The 23367-nt window shown below is 72.6% G+C and carries 19 protein-coding genes; 13 read left to right on the forward strand and 6 right to left on the reverse strand.

What is annotated here, in order from left to right; translation table 11 throughout:
* Positions 1–33 precede the first annotated feature (33 nt).
* Positions 34–711 (reverse strand): Crp/Fnr family transcriptional regulator, encoded by a 678-nt coding sequence (locus BKA05_RS00125; RefSeq protein WP_179529613.1) that lies wholly within the window; start codon positions 709–711, stop codon positions 34–36.
* 199 nt (positions 712–910) lie between these two features.
* On the opposite strand from BKA05_RS00125, the gene nth reads away from it, so the two are divergent.
* The 5 genes from nth to BKA05_RS00150 all read left to right on the forward strand — a co-directional run bounded on the left by nth (position 911) and on the right by BKA05_RS00150 (position 4674).
* Positions 911–1615, forward strand: a complete 705-nt coding sequence (gene nth / locus BKA05_RS00130; RefSeq protein WP_179529614.1) for an endonuclease III — start codon at positions 911–913, stop codon at positions 1613–1615.
* Positions 1612–2235 (forward strand): redoxin family protein, encoded by a 624-nt coding sequence (locus BKA05_RS00135; protein WP_179529615.1) that lies wholly within the window; start codon positions 1612–1614, stop codon positions 2233–2235. Before nth ends, BKA05_RS00135 begins: the two co-directional genes overlap by 4 nt.
* Entirely contained in the window at positions 2232–2954 is a 723-nt protein-coding gene (locus BKA05_RS00140) for an NUDIX hydrolase (RefSeq protein WP_343045446.1), read from the forward strand. The genes BKA05_RS00135 and BKA05_RS00140 overlap by 4 nt, the downstream gene beginning before the upstream one ends.
* 2 nt (positions 2955–2956) lie before the next feature.
* On the forward strand, positions 2957–4129 hold the full coding sequence (locus tag BKA05_RS00145; RefSeq protein ID WP_179529616.1) for a MarP family serine protease: 1173 nt from the start codon (positions 2957–2959) through the stop codon (positions 4127–4129).
* A gap of 140 nt (positions 4130–4269) precedes the next feature.
* Complete coding sequence (locus BKA05_RS00150; RefSeq protein ID WP_179529617.1) at positions 4270–4674, forward strand: phage holin family protein; 405 nt, start codon at positions 4270–4272, stop codon at positions 4672–4674.
* A 145-nt stretch (positions 4675–4819) separates the two neighbouring features.
* Here the strand turns inward: BKA05_RS00150 and nhaA are convergent, their stop codons facing one another.
* The 4 genes from nhaA to BKA05_RS00170 form a co-directional block, all read right to left on the reverse strand.
* A complete protein-coding gene (nhaA, locus tag BKA05_RS00155; protein WP_179532879.1) occupies positions 4820–6163 on the reverse strand; it encodes a Na+/H+ antiporter NhaA in 1344 nt (447 codons plus the stop codon).
* A gap of 248 nt (positions 6164–6411) precedes the next feature.
* Positions 6412–8412: an acetate--CoA ligase gene (gene acs, locus BKA05_RS00160; RefSeq protein WP_343045448.1), complete on the reverse strand. Its 2001-nt coding sequence runs from the start codon at positions 8410–8412 to the stop codon at positions 6412–6414.
* 238 nt (positions 8413–8650) lie between these two features.
* A complete protein-coding gene (locus tag BKA05_RS00165) occupies positions 8651–10330 on the reverse strand; it encodes a VC_2705 family sodium/solute symporter (RefSeq protein WP_179529618.1) in 1680 nt (559 codons plus the stop codon).
* The gene (locus tag BKA05_RS00170; RefSeq protein ID WP_179529619.1) at positions 10327–10605 is read right to left on the reverse strand and encodes a DUF4212 domain-containing protein; all 279 of its coding nucleotides are present in this window, start codon (positions 10603–10605) and stop codon (positions 10327–10329) included. The genes BKA05_RS00165 and BKA05_RS00170 overlap by 4 nt, the downstream gene beginning before the upstream one ends.
* A gap of 320 nt (positions 10606–10925) precedes the next feature.
* Here BKA05_RS00170 and BKA05_RS00175 point away from each other — a divergent pair, with 320 nt between their 5' ends.
* From BKA05_RS00175 to BKA05_RS00210, 8 genes are all read left to right on the forward strand, one after another.
* On the forward strand, positions 10926–11342 hold the full coding sequence (locus BKA05_RS00175) for a hypothetical protein (RefSeq protein WP_218842174.1): 417 nt from the start codon (positions 10926–10928) through the stop codon (positions 11340–11342).
* 253 nt (positions 11343–11595) lie between these two features.
* Entirely contained in the window at positions 11596–13122 is a 1527-nt protein-coding gene (locus tag BKA05_RS00180; protein WP_179529620.1) for an MFS transporter, read from the forward strand.
* The gene (locus BKA05_RS00185) at positions 13119–15227 is read left to right on the forward strand and encodes a molybdopterin oxidoreductase family protein (protein WP_179529621.1); all 2109 of its coding nucleotides are present in this window, start codon (positions 13119–13121) and stop codon (positions 15225–15227) included. The genes BKA05_RS00180 and BKA05_RS00185 overlap by 4 nt, the downstream gene beginning before the upstream one ends.
* The gene (locus tag BKA05_RS00190) at positions 15224–16762 is read left to right on the forward strand and encodes an FAD-dependent oxidoreductase (protein ID WP_179529622.1); all 1539 of its coding nucleotides are present in this window, start codon (positions 15224–15226) and stop codon (positions 16760–16762) included. The genes BKA05_RS00185 and BKA05_RS00190 overlap by 4 nt, the downstream gene beginning before the upstream one ends.
* A 252-nt stretch (positions 16763–17014) precedes the next feature.
* Positions 17015–19570 carry a nitrite reductase large subunit NirB gene (nirB, locus tag BKA05_RS00195; RefSeq protein WP_179529623.1) on the forward strand — a complete coding sequence of 852 codons (2556 nt, stop codon included), beginning with the start codon at positions 17015–17017 and terminating at the stop codon, positions 19568–19570.
* Positions 19567–19917, forward strand: a complete 351-nt coding sequence (gene nirD / locus BKA05_RS00200; protein WP_179529624.1) for a nitrite reductase small subunit NirD — start codon at positions 19567–19569, stop codon at positions 19915–19917. Before nirB ends, nirD begins: the two co-directional genes overlap by 4 nt.
* A 34-nt stretch (positions 19918–19951) precedes the next feature.
* Positions 19952–21067 carry a uroporphyrinogen-III synthase gene (locus BKA05_RS00205; protein WP_343045449.1) on the forward strand — a complete coding sequence of 372 codons (1116 nt, stop codon included), beginning with the start codon at positions 19952–19954 and terminating at the stop codon, positions 21065–21067.
* Entirely contained in the window at positions 21064–21747 is a 684-nt protein-coding gene (locus BKA05_RS00210) for a sirohydrochlorin chelatase (RefSeq protein WP_179529625.1), read from the forward strand. Before BKA05_RS00205 ends, BKA05_RS00210 begins: the two co-directional genes overlap by 4 nt.
* Before the next feature lie 65 nt (positions 21748–21812).
* On the opposite strand, the gene BKA05_RS00215 is transcribed toward BKA05_RS00210, so the two are convergent.
* Positions 21813–23342, reverse strand: coding sequence for a sodium/solute symporter (locus tag BKA05_RS00215; protein ID WP_179529626.1), 1530 nt, complete (start codon positions 23340–23342; stop codon positions 21813–21815).
* Positions 23343–23367 lie beyond the last annotated feature (25 nt).

Raw genomic sequence — 23367 nt, forward strand, 5'->3', positions numbered from 1 at the left:
CTCCCACCCTAGGGAGCGTTCAGGGACGGGCCGTCAGCGGGCGCGGCGGGAGAGCCGCTCGACGTCCATGATGACGACCGAGCGGGGCTCCAGGCGCAGCCAGCCGCGCGAGGCGAAGTCGGCCAGCGCCTTGTTGACGGTCTCGCGGGAGGCGCCGACCAGCTGGGCGAGCTCCTCCTGGGTGAGGTCGTGGTGGACGTGCACGCCGTCGTCGGCGGTGCGGCCGAAGCGGTCGGCCAGGTCGAGCAGCGCCTTGGCGACCCGGCCCGGGACGTCGGAGAAGACCAGGTCGGCGACCACGTCGTTGGCCTTGCGCAGCCGGCCGGCCAGCTGGGCCAGCAGGCCACGGGCGACGACCGGGCGACCCTCGAGCCAACGCAGGAGGTCCTCGTGGGACAGCGAGGCGAAGGAGCAGTCGGTGACGGCGGTGACGGTGGCCGAGCGCGGGCCGGGGTCGAAGAGCGAGAGCTCGCCGAACATCTGGCCGGGGCCGAGGATCGCCAGCAGGTTCTCCCTACCGTCGGAGGAGGTGCGGCCGAGCTTCACCTTGCCGTCGAGCACGATGTAGAGCTTGTCGCCGGAGTCGCCCTCGTGGAAGAGCACGTCGCCGCGGCGCAGGCGGTTCTCGCTCATCGAGGCGCGCAGCGCCGAGGCCGCCTCGTCGTCGAGGGCGCTGAAGAGCGGTGCCTGGCGGAGCACGTCGTTGTCCACGGGGGCCTCCTGGTGGGACGTCGCGGGCGTGGTGGGTCCACGGCGCAGAACTGCGCGTGTGGTGATCCTATCGAGTGGAATTCATCACAGGCACCACCGGGGCGGCACCGCGTGGCGGGGCGGATCGTCCGCGAGCCGGTGGCGGCGGGTGTGAGCCACATCCCCCGGGGGTGTCCCCGCCGTCTCGTAGGGTGTCAGCGTGCCTGCGCCGGAGTCCCCCCTTGCCCTGACCCGGCGGGCCCGTCGCATCGAGCGGGTGCTCGCCGAGACCTACCCCGACGCCCGCTGCGAGCTCGACTTCGACGACCCCTTCCAGCTCCTCGTGGTCACCGTCCTCTCCGCGCAGACCACCGACAAGCGGGTCAACGCGGTGCGCCCCACCCTCTTCGCGGCCTATCCCGACGCCCGGGCGATGGCCGCGGCCGACCGCGAGACCCTCGAGGGCATCGTCGGGCCGCTGGGCTTCTTCCGCGCCAAGACCGAGTCGCTGCTCAAGCTCTCCGCCCACCTCGTCGAGCACCACGACGGGCAGGTCCCCGGCCGCCTCGAGGACCTCGTGAAGCTGCCCGGGGTCGGCCGCAAGACCGCCAACGTCGTGCTCGGCAACGCCTTCGACGTCCCCGGCATCACCGTCGACACGCACTTCGGCCGCCTCGCGCGCCGCTTCGGCTGGACCGAGGAGACCGACCCCGTCAAGGTCGAGCACGCGGTCGGTGCGCTGTTCCCCAAGCGCGACTGGACGATGCTCTCGCACCACCTGATCTGGCACGGGCGGCGGCGCTGCCACGCCCAGAAGCCCGCGTGCGGTGCCTGCCCCGTGGCGCGGTGGTGCCCGGCGTACGGCGCGGGGCCGACGGATCCGGTCGCCGCCGAGAAGCTCGTGCGCACCGAGGGCCGCGCGTGAGGGCGCGCCCGAGGTCGGGCCGCGCCGCTGCGCTCGTCGGCATGCTCGCCGCCCTGGTGCTCACCGGGTGCTCGGACCCCGAGGCCGGCTTCGTGCCCAACCCGCCGGACATCGACGTCGACACCCCGGCCCTGCGCGAGGCCAAGGCGGACGCCGGCATCGAGGACTGCGTGCCCGGCGACGGCGAGCCCGTGGACGGCGGACTGCCGGCCGTCACCCTGCCCTGCCTCGGCGGCGGCCCGGCGGTCGACCTGTCGACCCTGCGCGGACCCATGGTGGTGAACCTGTGGGCGTCCTGGTGCGGCCCGTGCCGTGAGGAGATGCCGGTGCTGCAGGAGTTCCACGCGACCCACGGCGACACGGTGCCGGTGCTCGGTGTGGACTTCCAGGACCCCAACACCGGGCTGGCGCTCCAGCAGCTCGCGCAGCGCGGCGTCACCTACCCCTCGGTCGCGGACACCGAGGCGGTGCTGAAGGCGGAGCCGTTGCGCGCGACCGCGCTGCCGCTGACGGCCCTGGTCGACGAGGACGGGGTGGTGGTGCGGGTGCTGCCGATGGAGCTGGAGTCGGTCGGCGAGCTCGAGACGTTGGTGCGAGAGCACCTCGGGGTGGACCTGTGAGCGAGCCCGTGGACGAGACCGTGGACCTGCCCGACTGGCTGCACGAGGTGCGTGCCGGCGCCGAGGCGATCGACGCCCTCGACCTGACGCGCTTCACCCCGCCCGAGGACGGCTCGGCCCGCCCGGGTGCGGTGCTGATGCTCTTCGGCGAGGGTGAGCAGGGCGGCGAGCTGCTGCTGACCGAGCGCGCCCACGACATGCGCTCCCACCCCGGGCAGGTCTCCTTCCCGGGTGGGTCGCTGGACCCGGGGGAGAGCGTCGAGCAGGCGGCGCTGCGCGAGGCCGAGGAGGAGGTCGGCCTCGACCCGGCCGAGGTGCGGATCTTCGGGCGGCTGCCCGAGCTGTGGCTGCCACCCTCGAACTTCGCCGTCACCCCCGTCCTGGGCTGGTGGGCGCACCCCTCGGGTGTCCACATCGCCTCGCGCGCCGAGGTGCACGCCATCCACCACGCCCCGATCAGCGAGCTGCTCGACCCCGAGCACCGCGTCACCGTGCGGCACCCCAAGGGCTACCAGAGCCCGGGCTTCCTCATCGGCCCGGACAAGGACGTCATCCTCTGGGGCTTCACCGGGGGCATCATCGCCCGCCTCTTCGACTACCTCGGGTGGTCGCGCCCCTGGGACGAGTCGCGGATCCAGGACCTGCCCGACTACATGCTCGCCGCCGACCATCGCATCGCCGAACGTGCCCGGATGCTCGACATCGAGGAGGATCTCTGACGGTGAACCTCCTCGACTGGCTACTGCTGCTCCTCGTCCTGGCCTACGCGCTCTCGGGCTACTGGCAGGGCTTCATCACCGGAGCCGCGGCGACCGCGGGCCTGCTGCTCGGAGGCCTCTTCGGCATCTGGCTGGCACCCATCGCGCTCGGTGACGCCAGCCCCTCGCTGGTGGTCTCGCTCGGGGCGCTGTTCATCGTGATCGTCGCGGCGTCGCTGGGCCAGGCGATGTTCCAGTACGTCGGGGCCCGGGTGCGCTCGCGGATCACCTGGCAGCCGGTGCGGGCCCTCGACGCGATCGGCGGTGCCGCGCTGAGCGCCGCGGCGGTGCTGCTGGTCGCCTGGGCGCTCGGCGTGGCCGTGTCCGGCTCGCGGATCGCGGGCGTCACCCCGCTCGTACGCTCCTCGACGGTGCTGGCGAAGGTCGACCAGGTGCTCCCGACCTCGGCCGACGGGTTGCTGCAGGCCTTCAACGGCGTCGTGGGCACCGGCTTCTTCCCGCGCTACCTCGAGCCGTTCGCACCCGAGCGCATCGTCGAGGTCGCACCGGGCAACGAGAAGGTGCTGCGCAAGCCGGCCATCCAGGCCATCCAGCCCTCGGTGCTCAAGATCCGCGGCACCAACCGCTGCGGCTCGGGGATCGAGGGCAGCGGCTTCGTCTACGCCGACGACCGGCTGATGACCAACGCCCACGTGGTCGCCGGCGTCGACGCCCCGCAGGTGCAGGTCGGCGACCAGACGGTCCAGGGCGAGGTCGTCTACTACAACCCCGACGTGGACGTCGCGGTCATCGAGGTCGAGACCGGCACCGCGCCGGTCCTGGAGTTCGCCGACGCCGCGCCACAGGACGCCGTGGTGATCGCCGGCTACCCCGAGGACGGGCCCTACGACCTGCGCGCGGGGCGCATCCGCGCCGAGCAGCGGCTGCGCTCGCCCAACATCTACGGCAACGGCACCGTCATCCGTGAGGTCTACTCCCTGCGCGGCCTGGTGCGCCCCGGCAACTCCGGCGGCCCGATCGTCAACCCGCGCGGCGACGTCGTCGGCGTGGTCTTCGCCGCCTCGGTGACCGACGCCGACACCGGCTACGCCCTCACCACCGACCAGGTCGCCCAGGCCGCCGCCCAGGGTCGCGCCGGCACCCAGCCGGTGTCCACCGGGGGCTGCGCGAGCTGACCGGACGCCGTGCCGGGCCGGCCCTGCCGAGCCGGCGCATCCTTCCGGTGGGTGGTCCCTCACCCGACTGGCCGGGCGGACCCGGCTGAGGGTTCGCTAGGGTCGGGTCGTCAGCCAGCGTCGAGACCCGGGAGCAGCACGTGGCCATCGAAGAGGTCAAGGAGACCGACCCCACCATCGGTCGACTGGTCGCCGACGCCAGCCGTGACATCTCCACGCTCATCAGCAAGGAGATCGAGCTCGCGAAGTCCGAGCTGAAGGTGAGCGCCAAGTTCGGCGGCGTCGGGGTCGGCCTGTTCGCCGCTGCCGGCTTCATCGCCGTGCTCGCGATCATCATGTTCTCGGTCGCGCTGGCCTACTTCATCCACTGGAACGGCAGCGGGCTCTCCCTGCACTGGGCGTTCCTGATCGTCTTCGGCCTCTACCTGCTGCTCGCCGGCGGCCTCGTCTTCGCCGGCATCCGCAGCGTCAAGAAGGTCAAGGGCCCCGAGCGGGCCATCGCGCAGGGCAAGGAGATCCCCCGCGCGCTCAAGGGCCAGGCCTGACGCGTCGCCCGACCCTCGGCGACCTGCGGCAGTTTCACCACCCGGGTGGTGAAACCGGCGCTGGTCTCACGAAGTTCCGGTCGACAAGCGGCAGTTCCACCACCCGAGCGGTGAAACTGCCCGCCGACCCGCAAGCAGCGCGGCCTCAGGCGGGTGGCGTGGCCGGGTCGTGGTCGCCGGTCTGGAAGACGTCGGGGATGCCGTCGAGGTCGGAGTCGCGCTCCTCCTCCACGGTGATCCTGCGGTAGACCCGGTTGCGGGCCCGCAGGATCACGCTGGCGAGCAGGGCGGCGGTCAGGGACCCGACCAGGACGCCGACCTTCACGTGCTCGTCGCGCTCGGAGCTCGAGCCGAACGCCAGCTCGCCGATCAGCAGGGAGACCGTGAACCCGATGCCGGCCAGCATCGCCATGCCGATGACGTCGATCCAGGCGAGCTCGTCGTCCAGCTCGGCCTTGGTGAACTTCGCCAGCAGCCACGTCGAGCCGGTGATGCCGACGGTCTTGCCGATCAGCAGGCCGCTGACGATGCCGAGGGCGACCGGGTCCTTGAGCGAGTCGACGAGACCGCTGAACCCGCCCACCGTCACGCCGGCGGCGAAGAAGGCGAAGATCGGCACCGCGACACCGGCGCTGATCGGGCGGACGAGGTGCTCGAGGTGCTCGGCCAGGCCGGGGCCCTCGGCGTGGTCGCGGCGCAGGACGGGGACGGTGAAGCCGAGGAGCACCCCGGCGACGGTCGCGTGCACACCGGACTCGTGGACGAGCACCCAGGCGACCAGTGCGAGCGGCAGCAGCAGGAAGCCCGAGCTGATCCGCTTCTGCACGAGCAGCGCGAAGATCGCGATCGGGACCAGGCCGAGCCCGAGGAAGAGCAGGTCGAGCTCCTCGGTGTAGAACACCGCGATGATCGTGATGGCCAGCAGGTCGTCGACCACGGCCAGGGTGAGCAGGAAGGTCCGCAGGCCCGAGGGCAGGTGGGTGCTGATGACGGCCAGGATCGCCACGGCGAAGGCGATGTCGGTCGCGGTCGGGATCGCCCAGCCGGCCAGCCCGCCGTTGGAGCCGAGGTTCCACGCGACGAAGATCAGCGCGGGGGCGACCATGCCGCCGACGGCAGCGGCCATCGGGAGTGCGGCGCGGCGCGGGTCGCGCAGGTCGCCGGCGACGAACTCGCGCTTGAGCTCGAGGCCGACCACGAAGAAGAAGATGGCGAGCAGACCGTCCGCGGCCCACTTGCCCAGGCTCAGGTCGAGGTGCAGCGAGAAACCGAGCAGCTCCACCGGCTCCGAGATCGGCTTGAAGTCGCGGATCGACTCGTAGCTGCCGGCGAAGGAGGTGTTGGCCCAGATGATCGCGATGGCCGCGCCCACGATGAGCAGCAGGCCGCCCGTCGTCTCGGCGCGCAGCACCTCGGCGATGCGGCTGGACTCCAGGAACGAGCCGCGGCTGAAGAGCCGAGGACTCGCGTCGGGGCCGTGGTCGCCCACCCCGGCGGGATCGGGCTCACGGGGGTCGGCCGGGGTTCCGGACGGATCGGTAGGGCTCACAGGACTCCTCGAGGGGTCACGGGGTCGGCGACGTACGTGCCGACCAGACTTCCCGGCTCACCAGGCTTCACCCTACCGAGCGAGGTGGTCACCCCGGTGGTCGAGGTACGCCGGCCGGCGCACCCGGACCACCGGGGGCTCGTGGCTCGTCGCTGGCGCTCCTCGCACCTCGACCAGCGGGGGACTGGTCAGTCCTCGCCCTTGCCGGAGGACAGACCGGTGGAGATCAGCTCCATCACCGAGGAGTCGGCCAGCGTGGTGACGTCGCCGACCTCGCGGTTCTCGGCGACGTCGCGCAGCAGGCGACGCATGATCTTGCCCGAGCGCGTCTTGGGCAGCTCGGGGACGATCATGATCTGGCGCGGGGTGGCGATCGGGCCGATCTCCTTGCGCACGTGCTTGCGCAGCTCGGCCACGATGTCGCTCTGCTCGTCACTGGCGCCGTCCCCGACAGCACTGTCGCGCAGGATCACGAACGCGCAGACCGCCTGGCCGGTGTCCTCGTCCTTGGCGCCCACGACCGCGGCCTCGGCGACCTTGGGGTGGGAGACCAGCGCGGACTCGATCTCGGTGGTGGAGAGCCGGTGGCCGGAGACGTTCATGACGTCGTCGACGCGGCCCAGCACCCACAGGTCGCCGTCGGTGTCCTTCTTGGCGCCGTCACCGGCGAAGTAGTAGCCGAGCTTCTCGAAGCGGGACCAGTAGGTCTCCTTGAAGCGCTGGTCGTCGCCCCAGATGGTGCGCAGCATCGAGGGCCACGGCTCGGTGAGCACGAGGTAGCCGCCGGAGCCGTTGGGCACGGCGTTGCCCTCCTCGTCGACGACCTCGGCGGCGACGCCGGGGATGGGGTTCATCGCCGAGCCGGGCTTGCCGGCGGTGACTCCGGGCAGCGGGCTGATCATGATCGAGCCGGTCTCGGTCTGCCACCAGGTGTCGACGACCGGGGTGCGGTCGCCGCCGATGACGTGGCGGTACCAGACGTAGGCCTCGGGGTTGATCGGCTCGCCGACCGAGCCGAGGAGGCGCAGCGAGGACAGGTCGCGGGCGTCGGGGATCTCGCGGCCCTGCTTCATGAACGAGCGGATCGCGGTGGGCGCGGTGTAGAAGAGCGTCACGCCGTACTGCTCGATGATGTCCCACCAGCGGCCGCGCTCGGGGGAGTCGGGGGTGCCCTCGTAGAGCACCTGCGTCACGCCGTTGGCCAGCGGGCCGTAGACGATGTAGGAGTGCCCGGTGACCCAGCCGATGTCGGCGGTGCACCAGTAGACGTCGTCGTCCTTGAGGTCGAAGACCGCCCAGTGCGTGTAGGCGGACCCGACGAGGTAGCCGCCGGTGGTGTGCAGGATGCCCTTGGGCTTGCCGGTGGTGCCGGAGGTGTACATGACGTAGAGCGGGTGCTCGGCGTCGAAGGCCTCGGGGGTGTGCGAGGTCGAGGCGGACTCGACGGCGTCGTGCCACCACACGTCGACCGAGTCGTCCCAGACGACGTCCTGGCCGGTACGCCGGACGACCAGCACCTTCTCCACGGTGTGGCCCAGCCCGGCGGCCTTCTCGCGCGCCTCGTCCACGGCCGGCTTGAGCGAGGAGGCCGAGCCGCGGCGGTAGCCGCCGTCGGAGGTCACGACCACCTTGGCCTGGCAGTCCTCCAGGCGGGAGGCCAGGGCGTCGGAGGAGAAGCCGCCGAAGACCACGGTGTGCGGGGCGCCGATGCGGGCGCAGGCCAGCATCGTGACCACGGCCTCGGGGATCATCGGCATGTAGATCGCGACCCGGTCGCCGGCGGCCACACCCAGGTCGGTCAGCGCGTTCGCGGCCTGGGAGACCAGGTCCTGCAGCTCGGCGTAGGTGATGGAACGGGTGTCACCGACGGGCTCGCCGACGAAGTGCAGCGCGACCTTGTCGCCGCGGCCGGCCTCGACGTGGCGGTCGACGCAGTTGTAGGCGGCGTTGAGCTTGCCGCCGACGTACCACTTCGCGAAGGGCGGGTTCGACCAGTCGAGGACCTGGTCCCACTTCTGGGCCCAGGTGAGTCGCTCGGCCTGCTCGGCCCAGAAGCCCTCGCGGTCCTCGGCGGCCCGGTCGTAGGCGTCGGCGGTGAGGTTGGCGTGCTCCGCGAGGTCCGCGGGCGGCTCGAAGCGGCGGTCCTCCTTGAGCAGGTTCGCCAGGGTCTCGTCGGTCTTCTCGCTCACTGTGTCTCTCCTGCGCGGCGGGGTGGGTGGGACGTGGTGGTTGCGGGTGGTGCCGGGGTGCTGCGGGGGGTGGTGGCCTCTCTCACACTAGGCCGGGGGGTGCTGCCGGGCCACCAGGGTGGGGGTCGGTCGGTTGCGGAGGGGTTGCAGCCCTCCACGTGGGACGGTCGCGAGCGCCGTACGACGCCCGCGACCGCCCCTGGGGAAGGGACCGTGGTCCCTGGCCGACCGTGGTGGGTCAGACCTCGCCGGCCTGGTGCTTGGCCACGAGGGTGGTGCGTCCGGGGTACCGGATCTCCTCCACGAGGTCCTGCATCTCCTGGCTCGGCTTCTTGGTGAACTGCGAGACCCCGATCGTCACGGCGAAGTTGATCAGCATGCCGATCGTGCCGATGCCGGTCGGCGGGATCGAGAACAGGCCCTCCGAGCCGCCGTAGATGGGCAGCGTCCACAGCATGTAGGCGAAGGTCAGCGAGAGGCCGACGATCATGCCGGTGGCCGCACCGGCTGCCGTGGTCTTCTTCCAGAAGATGCCGAGCACCAGGATCGGGAAGAAGCTGGCCGCCGCCAGGCCGAAGGCGAGTGCCACGACCTGTGCCACGAAGCCGGGCGGGTTGATGCCGAGGTACCCGGCGACGACGATCGCGCATGCCATGGCGATGCGGCCGACCATCAGCTGCTGGCTCTCGGAGGCCTGCGGGTTGATCTTCTTGTAGTAGACGTCGTTGGCCACCGAGGAGCTGATGACCAGCAGCAGCCCCGAGGCGGTCGACAGCGCCGCGGCGAGCGCACCGGCCGCGACCAGGCCGACGATCGGTGCCGGCAGGCCGCCGATCTCCGGGGAGGCCAGCACGATGATGTCGTTGTTGATCATCACGTCGGTGTAGCCGAAGGCGTTGCTGCCCAAGTCGCTGACCGGCGCGCCGGAGGCGGTGGTGATCAGCCCGACGTCGGACCAGGTGTTGAACCAGCCGGGCGCGTCGGCGAGCGTCGTGCCGTTGAGGTCCTTCATGATCTGCAGCTTCGTGAACGCCGCGACCGACGGGGCGGTCGTGTAGAGCAGCGCGATGAAGAAGATCGCCCACAGCGCGGAGTAGCGGGCGGCACGCACGCTCTTGGCGGTGTAGAAGCGGACGATCACGTGCGGCAGGCCGGCGGTGCCGAACATCAGCGCCGCGGTGATCAGCACCATGTTGGGCATCGAGATCTGCGTGAACGCACCGGAGTACTCCGCGAGGCCGAAGTCGGCCTGCAGCCCGTTGAGCTCGTCGAGGATCTTGCCGAAGCCGATCTGCGGCAGCGGCACGCCGGTGACCTTGGCGGACACGGCGACGGCCGGGATCAGGTAGGCCACGATCAGCACCGAGTACTGCGCGACCTGGGTCCAGGTGATGCCCTTCATGCCGCCGAGGACGGCGTAGAAGAAGACGATCGCCATGCCGATGATCACGCCGGTGGTCGTGTTCACGTTGAGGAAGCGGGTGAAGACCAGGCCGACGCCGGCCATCTGGCCCGCCACGTAGACGAACGAGACGACGATCGCGGCGAGCACGGCCACGAAGCGCGCGGTCTCGTTGTAGCGGTCACCGACGAAGTCCGGCAGCGTGTACTTGCCGAACTTGCGCAGGTACGGCGCCAGCAGCAGCGCCAGCAGCACGTAGCCGCCGGTCCACCCCATGAGGAAGACGCCGCCGGCGTACCCGTTGTAGGCCAGGCCGACGATGCCGGCCAGGGAGATGAACGACGCGGCGCTCATCCAGTCCGCGGCGATGGCGGCGCCGTTGGCAGGCGCCGGGATGCCACCACCGGCGACGTAGAAGCCGGAGGTGTCGGACACCCGGCTGGCGTAGGCGATGTAGATGTAGACGCTGAAGGTGATGATCGCGAAGATCAGCGTCCAGAGCTGGATGTCGCTCACGGGTGGTGCACCTCCTGCTCGTACTCGTCGACGCCGTACTCCGCGTCGAGCTTGTCCATCCGCCAGACGTAGACGGCGATCAGCACGACGAACGTGATGATCGAGCCCTGCTGGGAGAACCAGAAGCCGAGCGGGAACCCGGCCACCTCGATGTTGTTCAGCGCCTCGACGAAGACGATGCCGGCCCCGAAGGACACCAGCGCCCAGATCGTCAGCAGCACGGCCATCAACCGCAGGTTGCTGCGCCAGTACGCCTGGCGCGATGCGTCATCCATCCTTGTCGACCTCCTCCGTCGGCCCCTGGAGGACCGTGGGTGACCGGCGCCACACGACGCCGCTCGTCGCATGACAGCGGCCCGCCGGGGGTGTCGGCAACGGCTGGATGTGGCTCCGGTCACACCCTGCGGCGAGCGGCTGGCCGTACGCGTCGAGCGGTACGCCGCAGCCGACCCGGGCCGCACTACCGGCGGGTCACCGGGGTCGCTCGACCGTTCGTCGTGCGCGACCGACCGCTCGTCGTGGACCGCTCGGCCGTCGGGCGCGGCGTCGCCCGCAGCCCCTGTCGTGAGCCCGGTCACAGTCCTACCGTCGCTCCATGGCCACCACGACCCCTGCCACCGCACCCACCGGCACCGCGCGTCCCGTCCGTCGGGGCGCCCACCCGGCCAAGCGGCTGCTGCTCGGGGCGTCGGTGATGGTGATGTTCGGGTCGTTCCTGCCCTGGATCGACACCCCGATCGGGTCGATCAGCGGCACCCGCGGGGCGGGGCTGTGGACCTTCTACGCCGCGATGCTCGGCTTCGCCGCCGTCATGGTGCCGCTGCGCCGGCTGGCGATGGCCCAGGCGGCGGTGCTCTCCGCGGCTGCGATCGGCCTGGCCACCTGGCAGGTCGTGCACCTGCTCTCGCTGGTCGGCACCGCCGGCTGGCGCCCCGGGCCGGGGATCGTCCTGGTCATCGGCGGCGGCGTGGCGGCCGGTGCCGCGGCGTACCGGCTGCGTCGCGAGGCCTGACGCCCGGCCCCACCGCCCGCACCGCCGGGCCACGTCCTGCCGAGCCGGCGCATCCTTTGCGTGAGGATGCGCCGGCTCGACTGCGTCACAGTCGGCTCACGCACCGCTGGCGAGGTGAGATCGTGAGGCCTGTGAGGACGTGAGCCAGAGTTGACCGAGCAGAGACTGTCTCGCCACGGCCCGTGAAACGTCGGCTCCTCACAGTGGTGGTCGAAGGCGCCCGCCCGCGCCCCAGACGCCCTGAGGAGCCACCATGACGACCCTGCACGACGCACCCACCCCGGGTGCCGCGGCCGCCCCGAGCGCGGCCACCCCGACGCCGCGCCGGCGCACCGGCCGCTGGATCGACGACTGGACCCCCGAGGACCCGCAGTTCTGGGAGAACGGCGGCAGGCAGATCGCCCGCCGCAACCTGATGTGGTCGATCTTCGCCGAGCACCTGGGCTTCTCGGTCTGGCTGATCTGGTCGGTCTCGGCCGCCATGCTGGGCAGCCGGTTCGGGTACACCCCGCAGCAGCTGTTCCTCCTCGTCGCGGCGCCCAACCTGGTCGGGGCGCTGATCCGGGTCCCCTACACCTTCGCCGTCCCGAGGTTCGGCGGCCGCAACTGGACCGTCGTCAGCGCACTGCTGCTGCTGATCCCCACCGTGCTCTACGTCATCGCGGTGCAGGACACCTCGACGCCCTACTGGGTGATGGTGCTGATTGCCGCCACGGCCGGCCTCGGCGGCGGCAACTTCGCCTCCTCGATGGCCAACATCAACGCCTTCTACCCCGCTGACAAGAAGGGCGCTGCCCTCGGCCTGAACGCCGCCGGCGGGAACGTCGGCGTGGCCGTGATCCAGTTCCTGCTGCCCGTCATCGTCGGCGCGGCCGGCATCTTCGGCCTGGTCAAGGCCTCCGAGGGCGGCGTGCACCTCGAGCGCGCCGGATGGGTGTACGTCGGTCTCGCCCTGGTCGCGGCCGCTGCGGCGTTCCTGTTCATGAACAACCTCGGCACCGCGGTCGGCTCGACCAAGGAGACCGCCGCGGTCGTGAAGCGTCGGCAGACCTGGGTGATGAGCTTCCTCTACATCGGCACCTTCGGCTCGTTCATCGGCTACTCCGCCGCGATGCCACTGCTGATCAAGATCAACTTCTCGCTCATCGACCCCGAGGTCGGTGCCGTCGTCGGCGGCATCAACTTCGCCTTCTACGCCTTCCTCGGCGCGCTCGTCGGCTCCTTCACCCGACCGTTCGGCGGCTGGCTGTCCGACCGGCTCGGTGGCGCCCGCGTCACCGTCGGTGCGTTCCTCGCCATGGTGCTCTTCACCGGTGGTGTCCTGTGGACGCTGACCCAGCTGACCCCGATCACGGCGGCCGCCGACCCGGCCGCCGCGGCGGAGGCCAACAAGCAGTGGTTCCCGCTGTTCCTCGGCTTCTTCCTGCTGGTCTTCGCCGCGACCGGCATCGGCAACGGCTCGACGTACCGGATGATCCCCACCATCTGGCGCTACGAGGCGACCGAGGGCCTGGCCCCGGAGCCCACGTCGGACACCTGGCGGGCCGCGGTCCTCAAGGCGACCAAGGAGTCCTCCGCCGCGGTCGGCATCATCGGGGCGGTGGGGGCCCTCGGCGGGTTCCTCATCCCGATGATGTTCGGGGCGCCGTGGATCGAGGACCCGCTGTCCTCGGTGAAGAACGCCTTCGTCCTCTTCATCGGCTACTACCTCGTCTGCGCACTCGTGACCTGGGCGGTCTACCTGCGCCGCGGTGCGCGGCTGGCGGCGGCCGGCGCATGAGTGGCGGCACAGCGCTCCCTCTCGCCTCGGCCGGTGCCACCTCCAGGGGTGCTGCCGGGGCGACCCGGACCCACTGCCCCTACTGCTCGCTGCAGTGCGGCATGACCCTGGTCGGTCAGCGCCGCACGACGGTCGAGCCGTGGGCGGAGTTCCCGGTCAACGAGGGGGCGCTGTGCCGCAAGGGTTGGTCGGCGACCGGGCTGCTGGGCCACCGCGAGCGGCTGACCACCCCGATGGTCCGTGACCGGTCGACCGGTGAGTGGTCCGGCGTCACGTGGGACGAGGCGCTCGACCTGGTCGCCCGACGCCTGCGGGAGGTGCAGGCCGGGCACGGCCCCGACGCCGTGGCCGTCTTCGGCGGCGGGGGGCTCACCAACGAGAAGGCCTACCAGCTCGGGAAGTTCGCCCGGGTCGCGCTCGGCACCAGCCAGATCGACTACAACGGCCGCTGGTGCATGAGCTCGGCCGCCTCGGCCTCGACCCGTGCGTTCGGCGTCGACCGGGGGCTGCCCTTCCCGCTCGCCGACGTGGAGCAGGCCGATGTCGTGGTCCTGGTCGGCTCCAACCTCGCCGAGACGATGCCGCCGGCGGCGCGACACCTCGACCGGGCCCGTGAGAACGGTGGGAAGGTCGTCGTCATCGACCCCCGCCGCACGGCCACGGCCGACCGCGCCGACGTCGTGCTGCAGCCGGTCCCCGGGACCGACCTGGCGCTCGCGCTCGGGGTCCTGCACCTGCTCGTCGCGGGGGGCCACGTGGACGAGGCCTACGTCGCCGCGCGCACCACCGGCTTCGAGGCCGTGCGGGAGTCGGCCGCCGCGTGGTGGCCCGAGCGGGTCGAACGGGTCACGGGAGTGGCCGCGTCGGAGCTGCGGGCGCTGGCCGACCTGCTCGCGGACCACGAGCGGGTGATGGTGCTGACCGCACGCGGCGCCGAGCAGCACGCTCAGGGCTCCGACACGGTGCTCGCCTGGATCGACGTCGCCCTCGCGCTCGGCATGCCCGGGCGGCAGTACGCCGGGTACGGCTGCCTCACCGGCCAGGGCAACGGCCAGGGCGGTCGCGAGCACGGCCAGAAGGCCGACCAGCTCCCGGGCTACCGGATGATCGACGACCCGGCCGCGCGCGCCCACGTCGCGGCCGTGTGGGGCGTGGAGCCGGACTCCCTCCCCGGCAGGGGCCGGTCGGCGTACGAGCTGCTCGACGCGCTCGGCACCCCCGGCGGCCCGCGGGCGATGCTGGTGCACGGCTCCAACATCGTCGTCTCCGCGCCGCGGGCGACCCACGTGCAGGAGCGGCTGGAGGCGCTGGACCTGCTCGTGGTCTGCGACCTGGTGATGAGCGAGACCGCGGCGCTGGCCGACGTCGTGCTGCCGGTGACGCAGTGGGCGGAGGAGACCGGCACGATGACCAACCTCGAGGGCCGGGTGATCCTGCGCCAGCAGGCGCGACCGGCGCCCGAGGGCGTCCGTTCGGACCTCGACGTGATCGCGGGGCTGGCTGCCCGCCTCGGCTCCCCGATCGACTTCTCGACCGACCCGGAGGAGGTCTTCGCCGAGCTCGGCCGCGCGTCTGCCGGTGGGAAGGCCGACTACGCGGGGATCACCTACGACCGGATCCGTGCCGAGCACGGGGTCTTCTGGCCGTGCCCGAGCCCCGGCCACCCGGGGACGCCGCGCCTGTTCGCCGACTCCTTCGCCACTTCCGACGGCCGCGCGCGCTTCCACGCCGTGGAGCACCGCGGGCCGGCCGAGGTGGTCGATGCGGACTACCCGGTGCACCTGACGACGGGTCGGGTGCTCGCGCAGTACCAGTCCGGCGCCCAGACCCGCCGCATCGCCGACCTCCCCGACGACGGGGCCTTCGCCGAGATGCACCCGCTGCTGGCCGGCCGGCTCGGCGTCGCCGACGGGATGCCGGTCACCGTGCGCACCCGGCGCGGGGAGATCCGGGTCCCCGCCCGCGTCACGACCACGATCCGCCCCGACACCGTCTTCGTGCCCTTCCACTGGCTGGGCGTGAACCGGCTGGTCAACGACGCGCTCGACCCGGCCAGCCGGATGCCGGAGTTCAAGGTGTGCGCCGCGCGGGTGGAGGCGGCATGAGGGGGGAAGGTGGTCTCGACGCGCGCTCGCTGGCGCTCGATGCTCGACCACCTGCCGAGGCCGGTGGTCGAGCAGAGAGGAGCGCCAGCGACGAACGGGCGTCGAGACCACCCGCCGGCGAGCGGCTGGTCGTCGTCGGGAACGGCATGGCCGCGACCCGCCTCGTGGAGGGGCTGGTCGCGGGCGGGTACGCCGGTCACGTGACCGTGCTCGGGGACGAGCCCGTGCCGGCGTACAACCGGATCCTGCTCTCCGCCGTCCTCGAGGGCACCCACGCGCCGGACGCGCTGACCCTGCGCTCGCCGGACTGGTACGCCGGGCACGGGATCGACCTGCGGACCGGCACCCGGGTGCTCGCGGTCGACCGCGGGCACGGTGACGTGATGCTCGTGGACGGCACGCTCGTCCCCTTCGACCGCCTGGTCCTGGCGACCGGCTCGATCCCCACCCTCCCGCCGATCCGGGGGCTGGTGCGCCACGACGGGTCGCTGCACCCGCGGGTGCACGCGTTCCGCTCGCTCGCCGACTGCGAGGGGCTCCTGGCAGCGGCACCGGGCGCGCGCCGTGCCGTCGTCGTGGGCGGCGGGCTGCTCGGGCTCCAGGTCGCGCGGGCGCTGTCGCTGCGGGGGGTGGCCACGGAGGTGGTCGAGGGCGCCGAGCACGTGCTGCACCGCCAGGTGTCGGCGCCGGCGGGGAAGGTCCTCGCCCGCAGCCTCACCCGACTCGGCACGACGGTCTACACGGGGGCGCGGGTGGTGCGCCTCCACGAGCACGGCGGCCCCGAGGCCGGGGTCGGCCTGCGGCTGGACACCGGTGTCGTGCTCGACACCGACCTGGTGGTCCTCACGGCGGGTGGTCGGCCGAGCACCGCGCTGGCGCGTGGCGCCGGGCTCGAGGTCCGCCGGGGGGTCGTGGTCGACGACCACCTCACCTCGCCCACCGACCCCCGCGTCCACGCGATCGGGGACTGCGCCGAGCACCGCGGCGTGACGACCGGCTTCGTGCCGCCGGCCTGGGAGCAGGCCCAGCTGCTGGCGGCGCGCCTGTGCGGCGCCGACGTCGTCCACGAGGGCTCCCGCTCGGTGGCCCGGCTGCGGGCGACCGACCTCGACGTGGCGGTGCTGGGCGACCCGGTCGGCGAGGAGGGCGAGGTCGTGGAGGTGTCCAACCCCGTCGCCGGCAAGCACTCCCGGCTCGTCGTCCGCGACGGTGTGATCGTGGCCGCCGCGCTGGTCGGAGACCTCTCCCGGGTCGGGCTGATCACGCAGCACTACGACCGCGGCACCGTCCTCGGGGTCCGCGAACCCGGTGACCTGCTGCTGCCGGACCCCGTCTCCGAGCCTCCCGCGCTGCCGGACGAGGCGGAGGTCTGTGCCTGCGCCGGGGTGTCGGCCGGTGAGGTGCGCGGCTGCTCCTCGCTGGAGCACCTGCGCGAGACGACCCGCGCCACCACCGGCTGCGGCGGCTGCGAGCAGGTCTGCGCGGCGTTGGTCGAGCAGGCGAGCCCCCGGCGAGCCGTCGTCGAGACCCGGTGAGATGGCTGGGGGCGGCGACCACGGTCGGATGCGGGCGGTCTCGACGACGCCCTCGCTGGCGCTCGGGCTGCTCGACCAGCGGTGGGGCCGTGGTCGGCGCCCCGCCTGCCTCACCGGGCCCCGACACGCCTGTCGCGCCCTCGTCCCTCCTCCGTCGGGTCGGCTGCGGGCTCGTGAGGTCGTGAGCCAGGTGTCACACGAGTCGTCACGAGGCGTGACGGTCGGGCAACCAGCACGGCAGAGGCTGGACGCATGAGCCCCACCCATCGCCAGCGCATCGTCGTGGTCGGCCACGGCATGGTCGGCCACCGGTTCGTCCAGGCCGCGATCGAGCGCGGACTCACCGAGACCCACGACGTGGTCGTGCTCGGGGAGGAGCCGCGCCCGGCGTACGATCGCGTGGCCCTGACCTCCTACTTCGCCGCCGACAGCGCCGAGGAGCTCTCGCTCCTGCCCGGCGGGGAGTACGACGACCCGCGGGTGTCCCTGCGGCTCGCGACGGTCGTGTCGGCGATCGACCCGGCCGCGCGGACCGTGCGGCTCGCCGACGGCGAGGTGCTCGCCTACGACCGGCTGGTCCTCGCCACCGGGGCGGCGCCCTTCGTCCCGCCGGTGCCGGGACGCGACCTGGGCGGCTGCTTCGTCTACCGCACCATCGAGGACCTCGACGCGATCCGCGCTGCCTCGGAGCACGCGACCAGCGGTGTCGTGATCGGCGGCGGGCTGCTCGGTCTCGAGGCCGCCAACGCGCTGGTGCAGCTGGGCCTGGAGACCCACGTGGTCGAGATGGCGTCGCGGCTGATGCCGGTGCAGCTCGACGACGCGGGTGGGGCCACGCTGGTGAGGCACATCGAGAAGCTCGGCGTCACCGTCCACACCGGCGTCGCGACCGACGCCATCACCGGCGACGGCACCGTGGACGGGCTGGCCTTCGAGGACGGCGAGCGTGTCGACGCCCAGGTCGTGGTGTTCTCCGCCGGTATCCGGCCGCGTGACGCGCTGGCCCGCGAGGCCGGTCTCGAGGTCGCCGAGCGTGGCGGGGTGCTGGTCGACGAGCAGTGCCGCACCTCCGACCCGCGGATCCACGCCATCGGCGAGTGCGCCGCTCCGGGCGGCCGGATGTACGGCCTGGTCGCCCCGGGCTACGACATGGCCGAGGTCGCCGTCGACGCGCTGCTCGACGGCCCGGGTGCCTTCACCGGCGCCGACATGTCGACCAAGCTCAAGCTGCTCGGCGTCGACGTCGCCTCGTTCGGTGACGCGTTCGCCGCGACCGAGGGCAGCCTCGAGCTCGTCTACTCCGACGCGGTCGCGGGGGTCTACAAGAAGCTCGTGGTCACCGAGGACGGCACCCGCCTGCTCGGCGGCATCCTGGTGGGCGACGCGGCGGCGTACGGCATCCTCCGCCCGATGGTCTCCTCTGGCATCCCGCTGCCGGAGAACCCGGAGGAGCTCATCCTCCCCGCCTCCCGCGGCGGTGGCGCGACCGGCGTCGCGGCGCTGCCGGACGAGGCGCAGGTCTGCTCGTGCAACAACGTCAGCAAGGGCGACATCCTCGACGCCGTCGAGACCCACGACTGCGAGGACGTCGCGGCGGTCAAGAGGTGCACGACCGCCGGCACCACCTGCGGCTCGTGCGTCGGCACCGTCAAGGCGATCATCGAGGACCACTTCGTCACGTCCGGCAAGGAGGTCAGCCGGGCGCTGTGCGAGCACTTCGCGCTGTCGCGCTCGGAGCTCTTCGAGGTCGTCGCCATCCACGGCTACCGCACCTTCGACCAGATCGTGGAGGCCCACGGCACCGGCCGCGGCTGCGACGTCTGCAAGCCGGCCGTCGCCTCCATCCTGGCCAGCCAGCTCAACGGCCACGTGCTCTCGGCCGAGAACCGCACCCTGCAGGACACCAACGACGCGTTCCTGGCCAACATCCAGCGCAACGGCACCTACTCGGTGGTCCCGCGCATCCCCGGTGGGGAGATCACCCCCGAGAAGCTGATCGTGATCGGCGAGGTGGCGCGCGACTACGGGCTCTACACGAAGATCACCGGCGGCCAGCGCATCGACCTCTTCGGTGCCCGGGTGGAGCAGCTGCCCGAGATCTGGAAGCGCCTGGTCGACGCCGGCTTCGAGTCCGGTCACGCCTACGGCAAGTCGCTGCGGACGGTGAAGTCGTGCGTGGGCTCGACGTGGTGCCGGTACGGCGTGCAGGACTCGGTCGCGATGGCGATCGCGCTCGAGCTGCGCTACCGGGGGCTCCGCTCGCCGCACAAGCTCAAGGGCGGCGTCTCCGGCTGCGCCCGTGAGTGCGCCGAGGCGCGGTCGAAGGACTTCGGGATCATCGCCACCGAGAAGGGCTGGAACCTCTACGTCGGCGGCAACGGCGGCGCCACCCCGGCCCACGCCAGGCTGCTGGCCGGTGACCTCGACGACGAGACGCTCGTGCGCTACCTCGACCGCTACCTCATGTACTACATCCGCACCGCCGACCGGCTGCAGCGCACGGCCCCCTGGGTCGACTCGCTCGAGGGCGGCCTGGAGCGGCTCAGGGCGGTCGTCGTCGACGACGTGCTGGGGCTCGGGTCGGAGCTCGAGGCAGCGATGGAGCGGCACGTGGCGACGTACTTCGACGAGTGGAGGGCCACCGTCGAGGACCCCGAGAAGCTCGCCCGCTTCGTGTCGTTCGTCAACGCCCCCGGCGTGCCGGACCCGCACATCGCGTTCGAGACCGAGCGGGAGCAGATCAAGCCGGCCGACCCGGTGCCGCTGGGCACGACGATCCCCGTGGGTGCGCCGGTGGTGACCCCGTGACCGCGGCGGTGGAGCCGGTGACGTGGGTGGCGGTCTGCCCGCTCGAGGCTGTCGCGCGTGAGTCCGGCGTGGCCGCGCTGGTGCACGGGGAGGCGGTGGCGGTCTTCCGCGACCACCTCGACGAGGTGCACGCGCTGTCGAACCTCGACCCGGCGAGCGGCGCCTCGGTGCTCTCGCGGGGCATCGTCGGCACCAGGGGCGGCGTACCCTTCGTCGCATCGCCGATGCACAAGCAGCCCTACCGGCTCAGCGACGGCGTGTGCCTCGACGACGAGGCGGTGCGGGTGCCGACGTACGCCGTGCGCGTCGTCGACGGCGTGGTGCAGGTCGGCCCCCGTCGCTCCTGACCCCGTGCTGCTGGAGAGTCCCGAGGAGGGTGGCGTGACCGGACCGCTCAGCGGCTTCCACGTCGCGGTGACGGCCGCCCGCAAGGCCGACGAGCAGATCGTGCTGCTGGAGCGTCGCGGTGCCACCGTCGAGCACGCTCCCGCGCTGACCCTCGACCCGCACCGGGTCGACGAGGCGCGGCTGCGCGAGGCGACCGAGCGGGTGATCTCCGAGCCGCCCGACATGTTCCTGGCGACCACCGGCATCGGCATGAGGGCCTGGATCACCGCCGCGGAGGGCTGGGGGCTGCGTGACGCGCTGGTCTCCGCGCTCTCGTCGGCGGAGATCCTCGCCCGCGGCCCCAAGTCGGTCGGCGCCCTGCGCCGGGCCGGGCTGCGCGAGCTGTGGGCGCCGGAGTCCGAGCTGTTCGAGGACGTGCTCGACCACCTGCGCGGCCGGGACCTCACCGGGCGCCGGATCGTCGTGCAGGAGCACGGCCAGTCGCTGTCGATGGTGGCGCACGCCCTGCGACGTCAGGGGGCGCAGGTCCAGAACGTCACCGTCTACCGGGTGATCTCCGCCGAGGACCCCGCGCCGATGTTCGCGATGGTCGAGCGGATCGCCGACGGGGAGGTGGACGCGGTCACCTTCACCTCCGCCCCGGCGGTCGCGACGATGATGGACTGCGCCACCTCCGTGGGTCGCCGCGACGACCTCATCTCGGCCTTCCAGGCCGACGTCGTCGCCGTGTGCGTCGGCCCGGTCACCGCGGCCGCCTTCGAGATGTGGGGCGTGCCCTCGATCTACCCGCCCGACCGGTCACGGCTCGCGGCCATGGTGCGGCTGATGGAGACCGAGCTGCCGTCGCGCCGGTCCGGGCTGTGCGTCGACCTCGTCGGGGGTCGGCAGCTGCTGCTGCACGGCGACCAGGTGCTGCTCGACGGGGTCGAGGTGAAGCTCTCTCCCGCCCCGCTGTCGGTCCTGCACGCACTGGTGGCCAACCCCGGCAACGTGATCCCGCGCCCGGCGCTGCTGGCGATGCTGCCCTCGGGGACGGCCGCCTCCGAGCACGCGGTCGAGATGGCGGTGGCGCGGCTGCGCGCCGCACTGGGCACCCGGTCGGTGCAGACGGTCGTCAAGCGGGGCTACCGGCTGGCGGTGGAGCGATGACCGACTTCGCCGGACCGTCGCTGGTCACCGTCGCGCACGGCACCCGCCGCGCCGGTGGCAACGAGATCGCCCGGCAGATCACCCGGGGCGCCGGTGTCGCCCTCGGGGTGGGGTCGACGGCGGCGTACGTCGAGCTCAGCGAGCCGCTGCTCTCCGACGTCGTCGCGGGGCTGGCCGGCCCGGCCGTGGTCGTGCCGCTGCTGCTGTCGACCGGCTACCACGTGCGCACCGACCTGCCCCGGGCCTGCGCCGGCGGCCCGGTGGTGCTCGGCCGGCCGCTCGGCCCGGACCCGTTGCTCGCCCAGGCCCAGGTGGCGCGGCTGGTCGCCGCCGGGATCGAGCCGGGCCGGCCGTTGGTGCTGGTCGCCACCGGGTCGACCGACCCGCTGGCCTGGCGTGACCTGCGCGCCGCCTCCCACCTGCTCGCCGACAGCTGGGGGGTCAAGGTCCGCACCGCCACGCTGGGCGGCCTCGGCCCGCGCCCGGAGGAGGTGCTGACCCCGGACGACGCGGTGTCGCCGTACCTGCTCTCGCCGGGGCTGTTCTCGCGGCGCCTCGCCGAGCAGTGCGAGGCCCTCTCGGTCCCCTGCGCCGACGTCATCGGCCCGCACCCGCTCGTGGTCGACCTGGTGGTCGAGCGCTACCGCGACCTGGCCGGCGGGGCCCGCGCGACCGCCTGAGGGCCCGCGGGACGTCATACGTCGCGCGTCAGCGGACGTCCCGTCCGTATGACGTCCCAGGAGGGTCAGCCGCGGTCGAGCGCGACGGCCTCGGGGGTGTGCAGGCGGACCATGAAGCGGGTGACGTGCGTGGGGACGGTACGCCGGGTGGCCAGCGAGACCACGACCATGACCAGCAGCGCGAGGGGGACCGACCAGGCGGCGGGGCGGCGCAGGAGGACGTCGAGCCATCCGTCGTTCTGGGTGGTGTAGAGCGTCAGGAGGGCCGCCAGGCCGGACCCGAGACCGCCGGTGAGCAGCCCCGCGAGCGCGCCGGCGGTGGTGAGGCCGCGCCACCAGATGCCCAGCAGCAGCAACGGGCAGAAGGTCGAGGCGGCCACGGCGAAGGCGAGCCCGACCGTGGTGGCGACCCCCACGTCGGAGTCGCTGAGCGCCACCAGGGCCGGGACCACGACGGCGACCACGGCGCCGGCCCGGAAGCCGGTCACCCCGGAGAGCCGGCGCCCACGCCAGGGCCGGGTGAACACGTCCTGGGAGAGCACCCCGGCCACGGCGATGGCCAGTCCCGAGGAGGTGGAGAGGAACGCCGCGAACGCGCCGCCGACGACCATGCCGGTCAGCACCTGACCGCCCAGCCCGCCGAGCATCAGCCCGGGCAGCTCCAGCACCAGGGAGTCCGAGCCGGACGCGGCCAGCTCGGGGGCGTAGACCCGGCCGAGCGCGCCGTACACCGGCGGGATCATGTAGAAGAAGCCGATCAGCACCAGCACCAGCAGCGTCGTGCGGCGGGCGGCGCGGCCGTCGGGGTTGGTGTAGAAGCGCACGACCACGTGCGGCAGGCCCATCGTGCCGAGGAACGTCGCGATGATCAGCGAGTAGGTGAGGTAGAGCCCCTGCGGGCCCCCGGCGGCGAGCGGGTCCGACCAGGCGACGACGTCCCCGGGGAAGGTGTCGCCCGCCGGGGTGGTCGCACCGGGGCGGCCGTCGCCGAGCCAGACCATCAGCAGCACCGCGGCCGGCACGAGCAGGGCGGTGAGCTTGAGCCAGTACTGGAAGGCCTGCACCAGGGTGATCGAGCGCATCCCGCCGGCGGTGACGTTGAGCAGGACCACGACACCGACCACCAGCGAGCCCAGCCAGTCGGGCCCGCCGACCGCGCTGGACAGCGTGATGCCGGCGCCCTGGAACTGCGGCAGCAGGTAGAGCCAGCCGATGCCGACGACCAGCAGCGAGCAGGCGCGCCGGACGGCCGTCGAGCCGAGGCGGGCCTCGGCGAAGTCGGGCAGCGTGTAGGCCCCCGAGCGCCGCAGCGGCGCGGCGACCAGCACGAGGAGGACCAGGTAGCCGGCGGTCCAGCCCACGGGGTACCACAGCATGTCGGCGCCGAAGGTGAGCAGCAGCCCGGCGACCCCGAGGAAGGAGGCCGCCGAGAGGTACTCCCCGCTGATCGCCGAGGCGTTCATCCGAGGACCCACCGCGCGGGAGGCCACCATGAAGTCGCTGGTGGTGCGCGAGAGGCGCAGCCCGTAGGCACCCAGTGCCAAGGTGGCCACCGTGACCAGCACGATGGCGACCATGGCGGGGGCGGCGTCCATCCCCGGGGTCACGGTCGCCCGCCGC

The organism is Nocardioides marinus, assembly GCF_013408145.1.
GTDB lineage: Bacteria > Actinomycetota > Actinomycetes > Propionibacteriales > Nocardioidaceae > Nocardioides > Nocardioides marinus.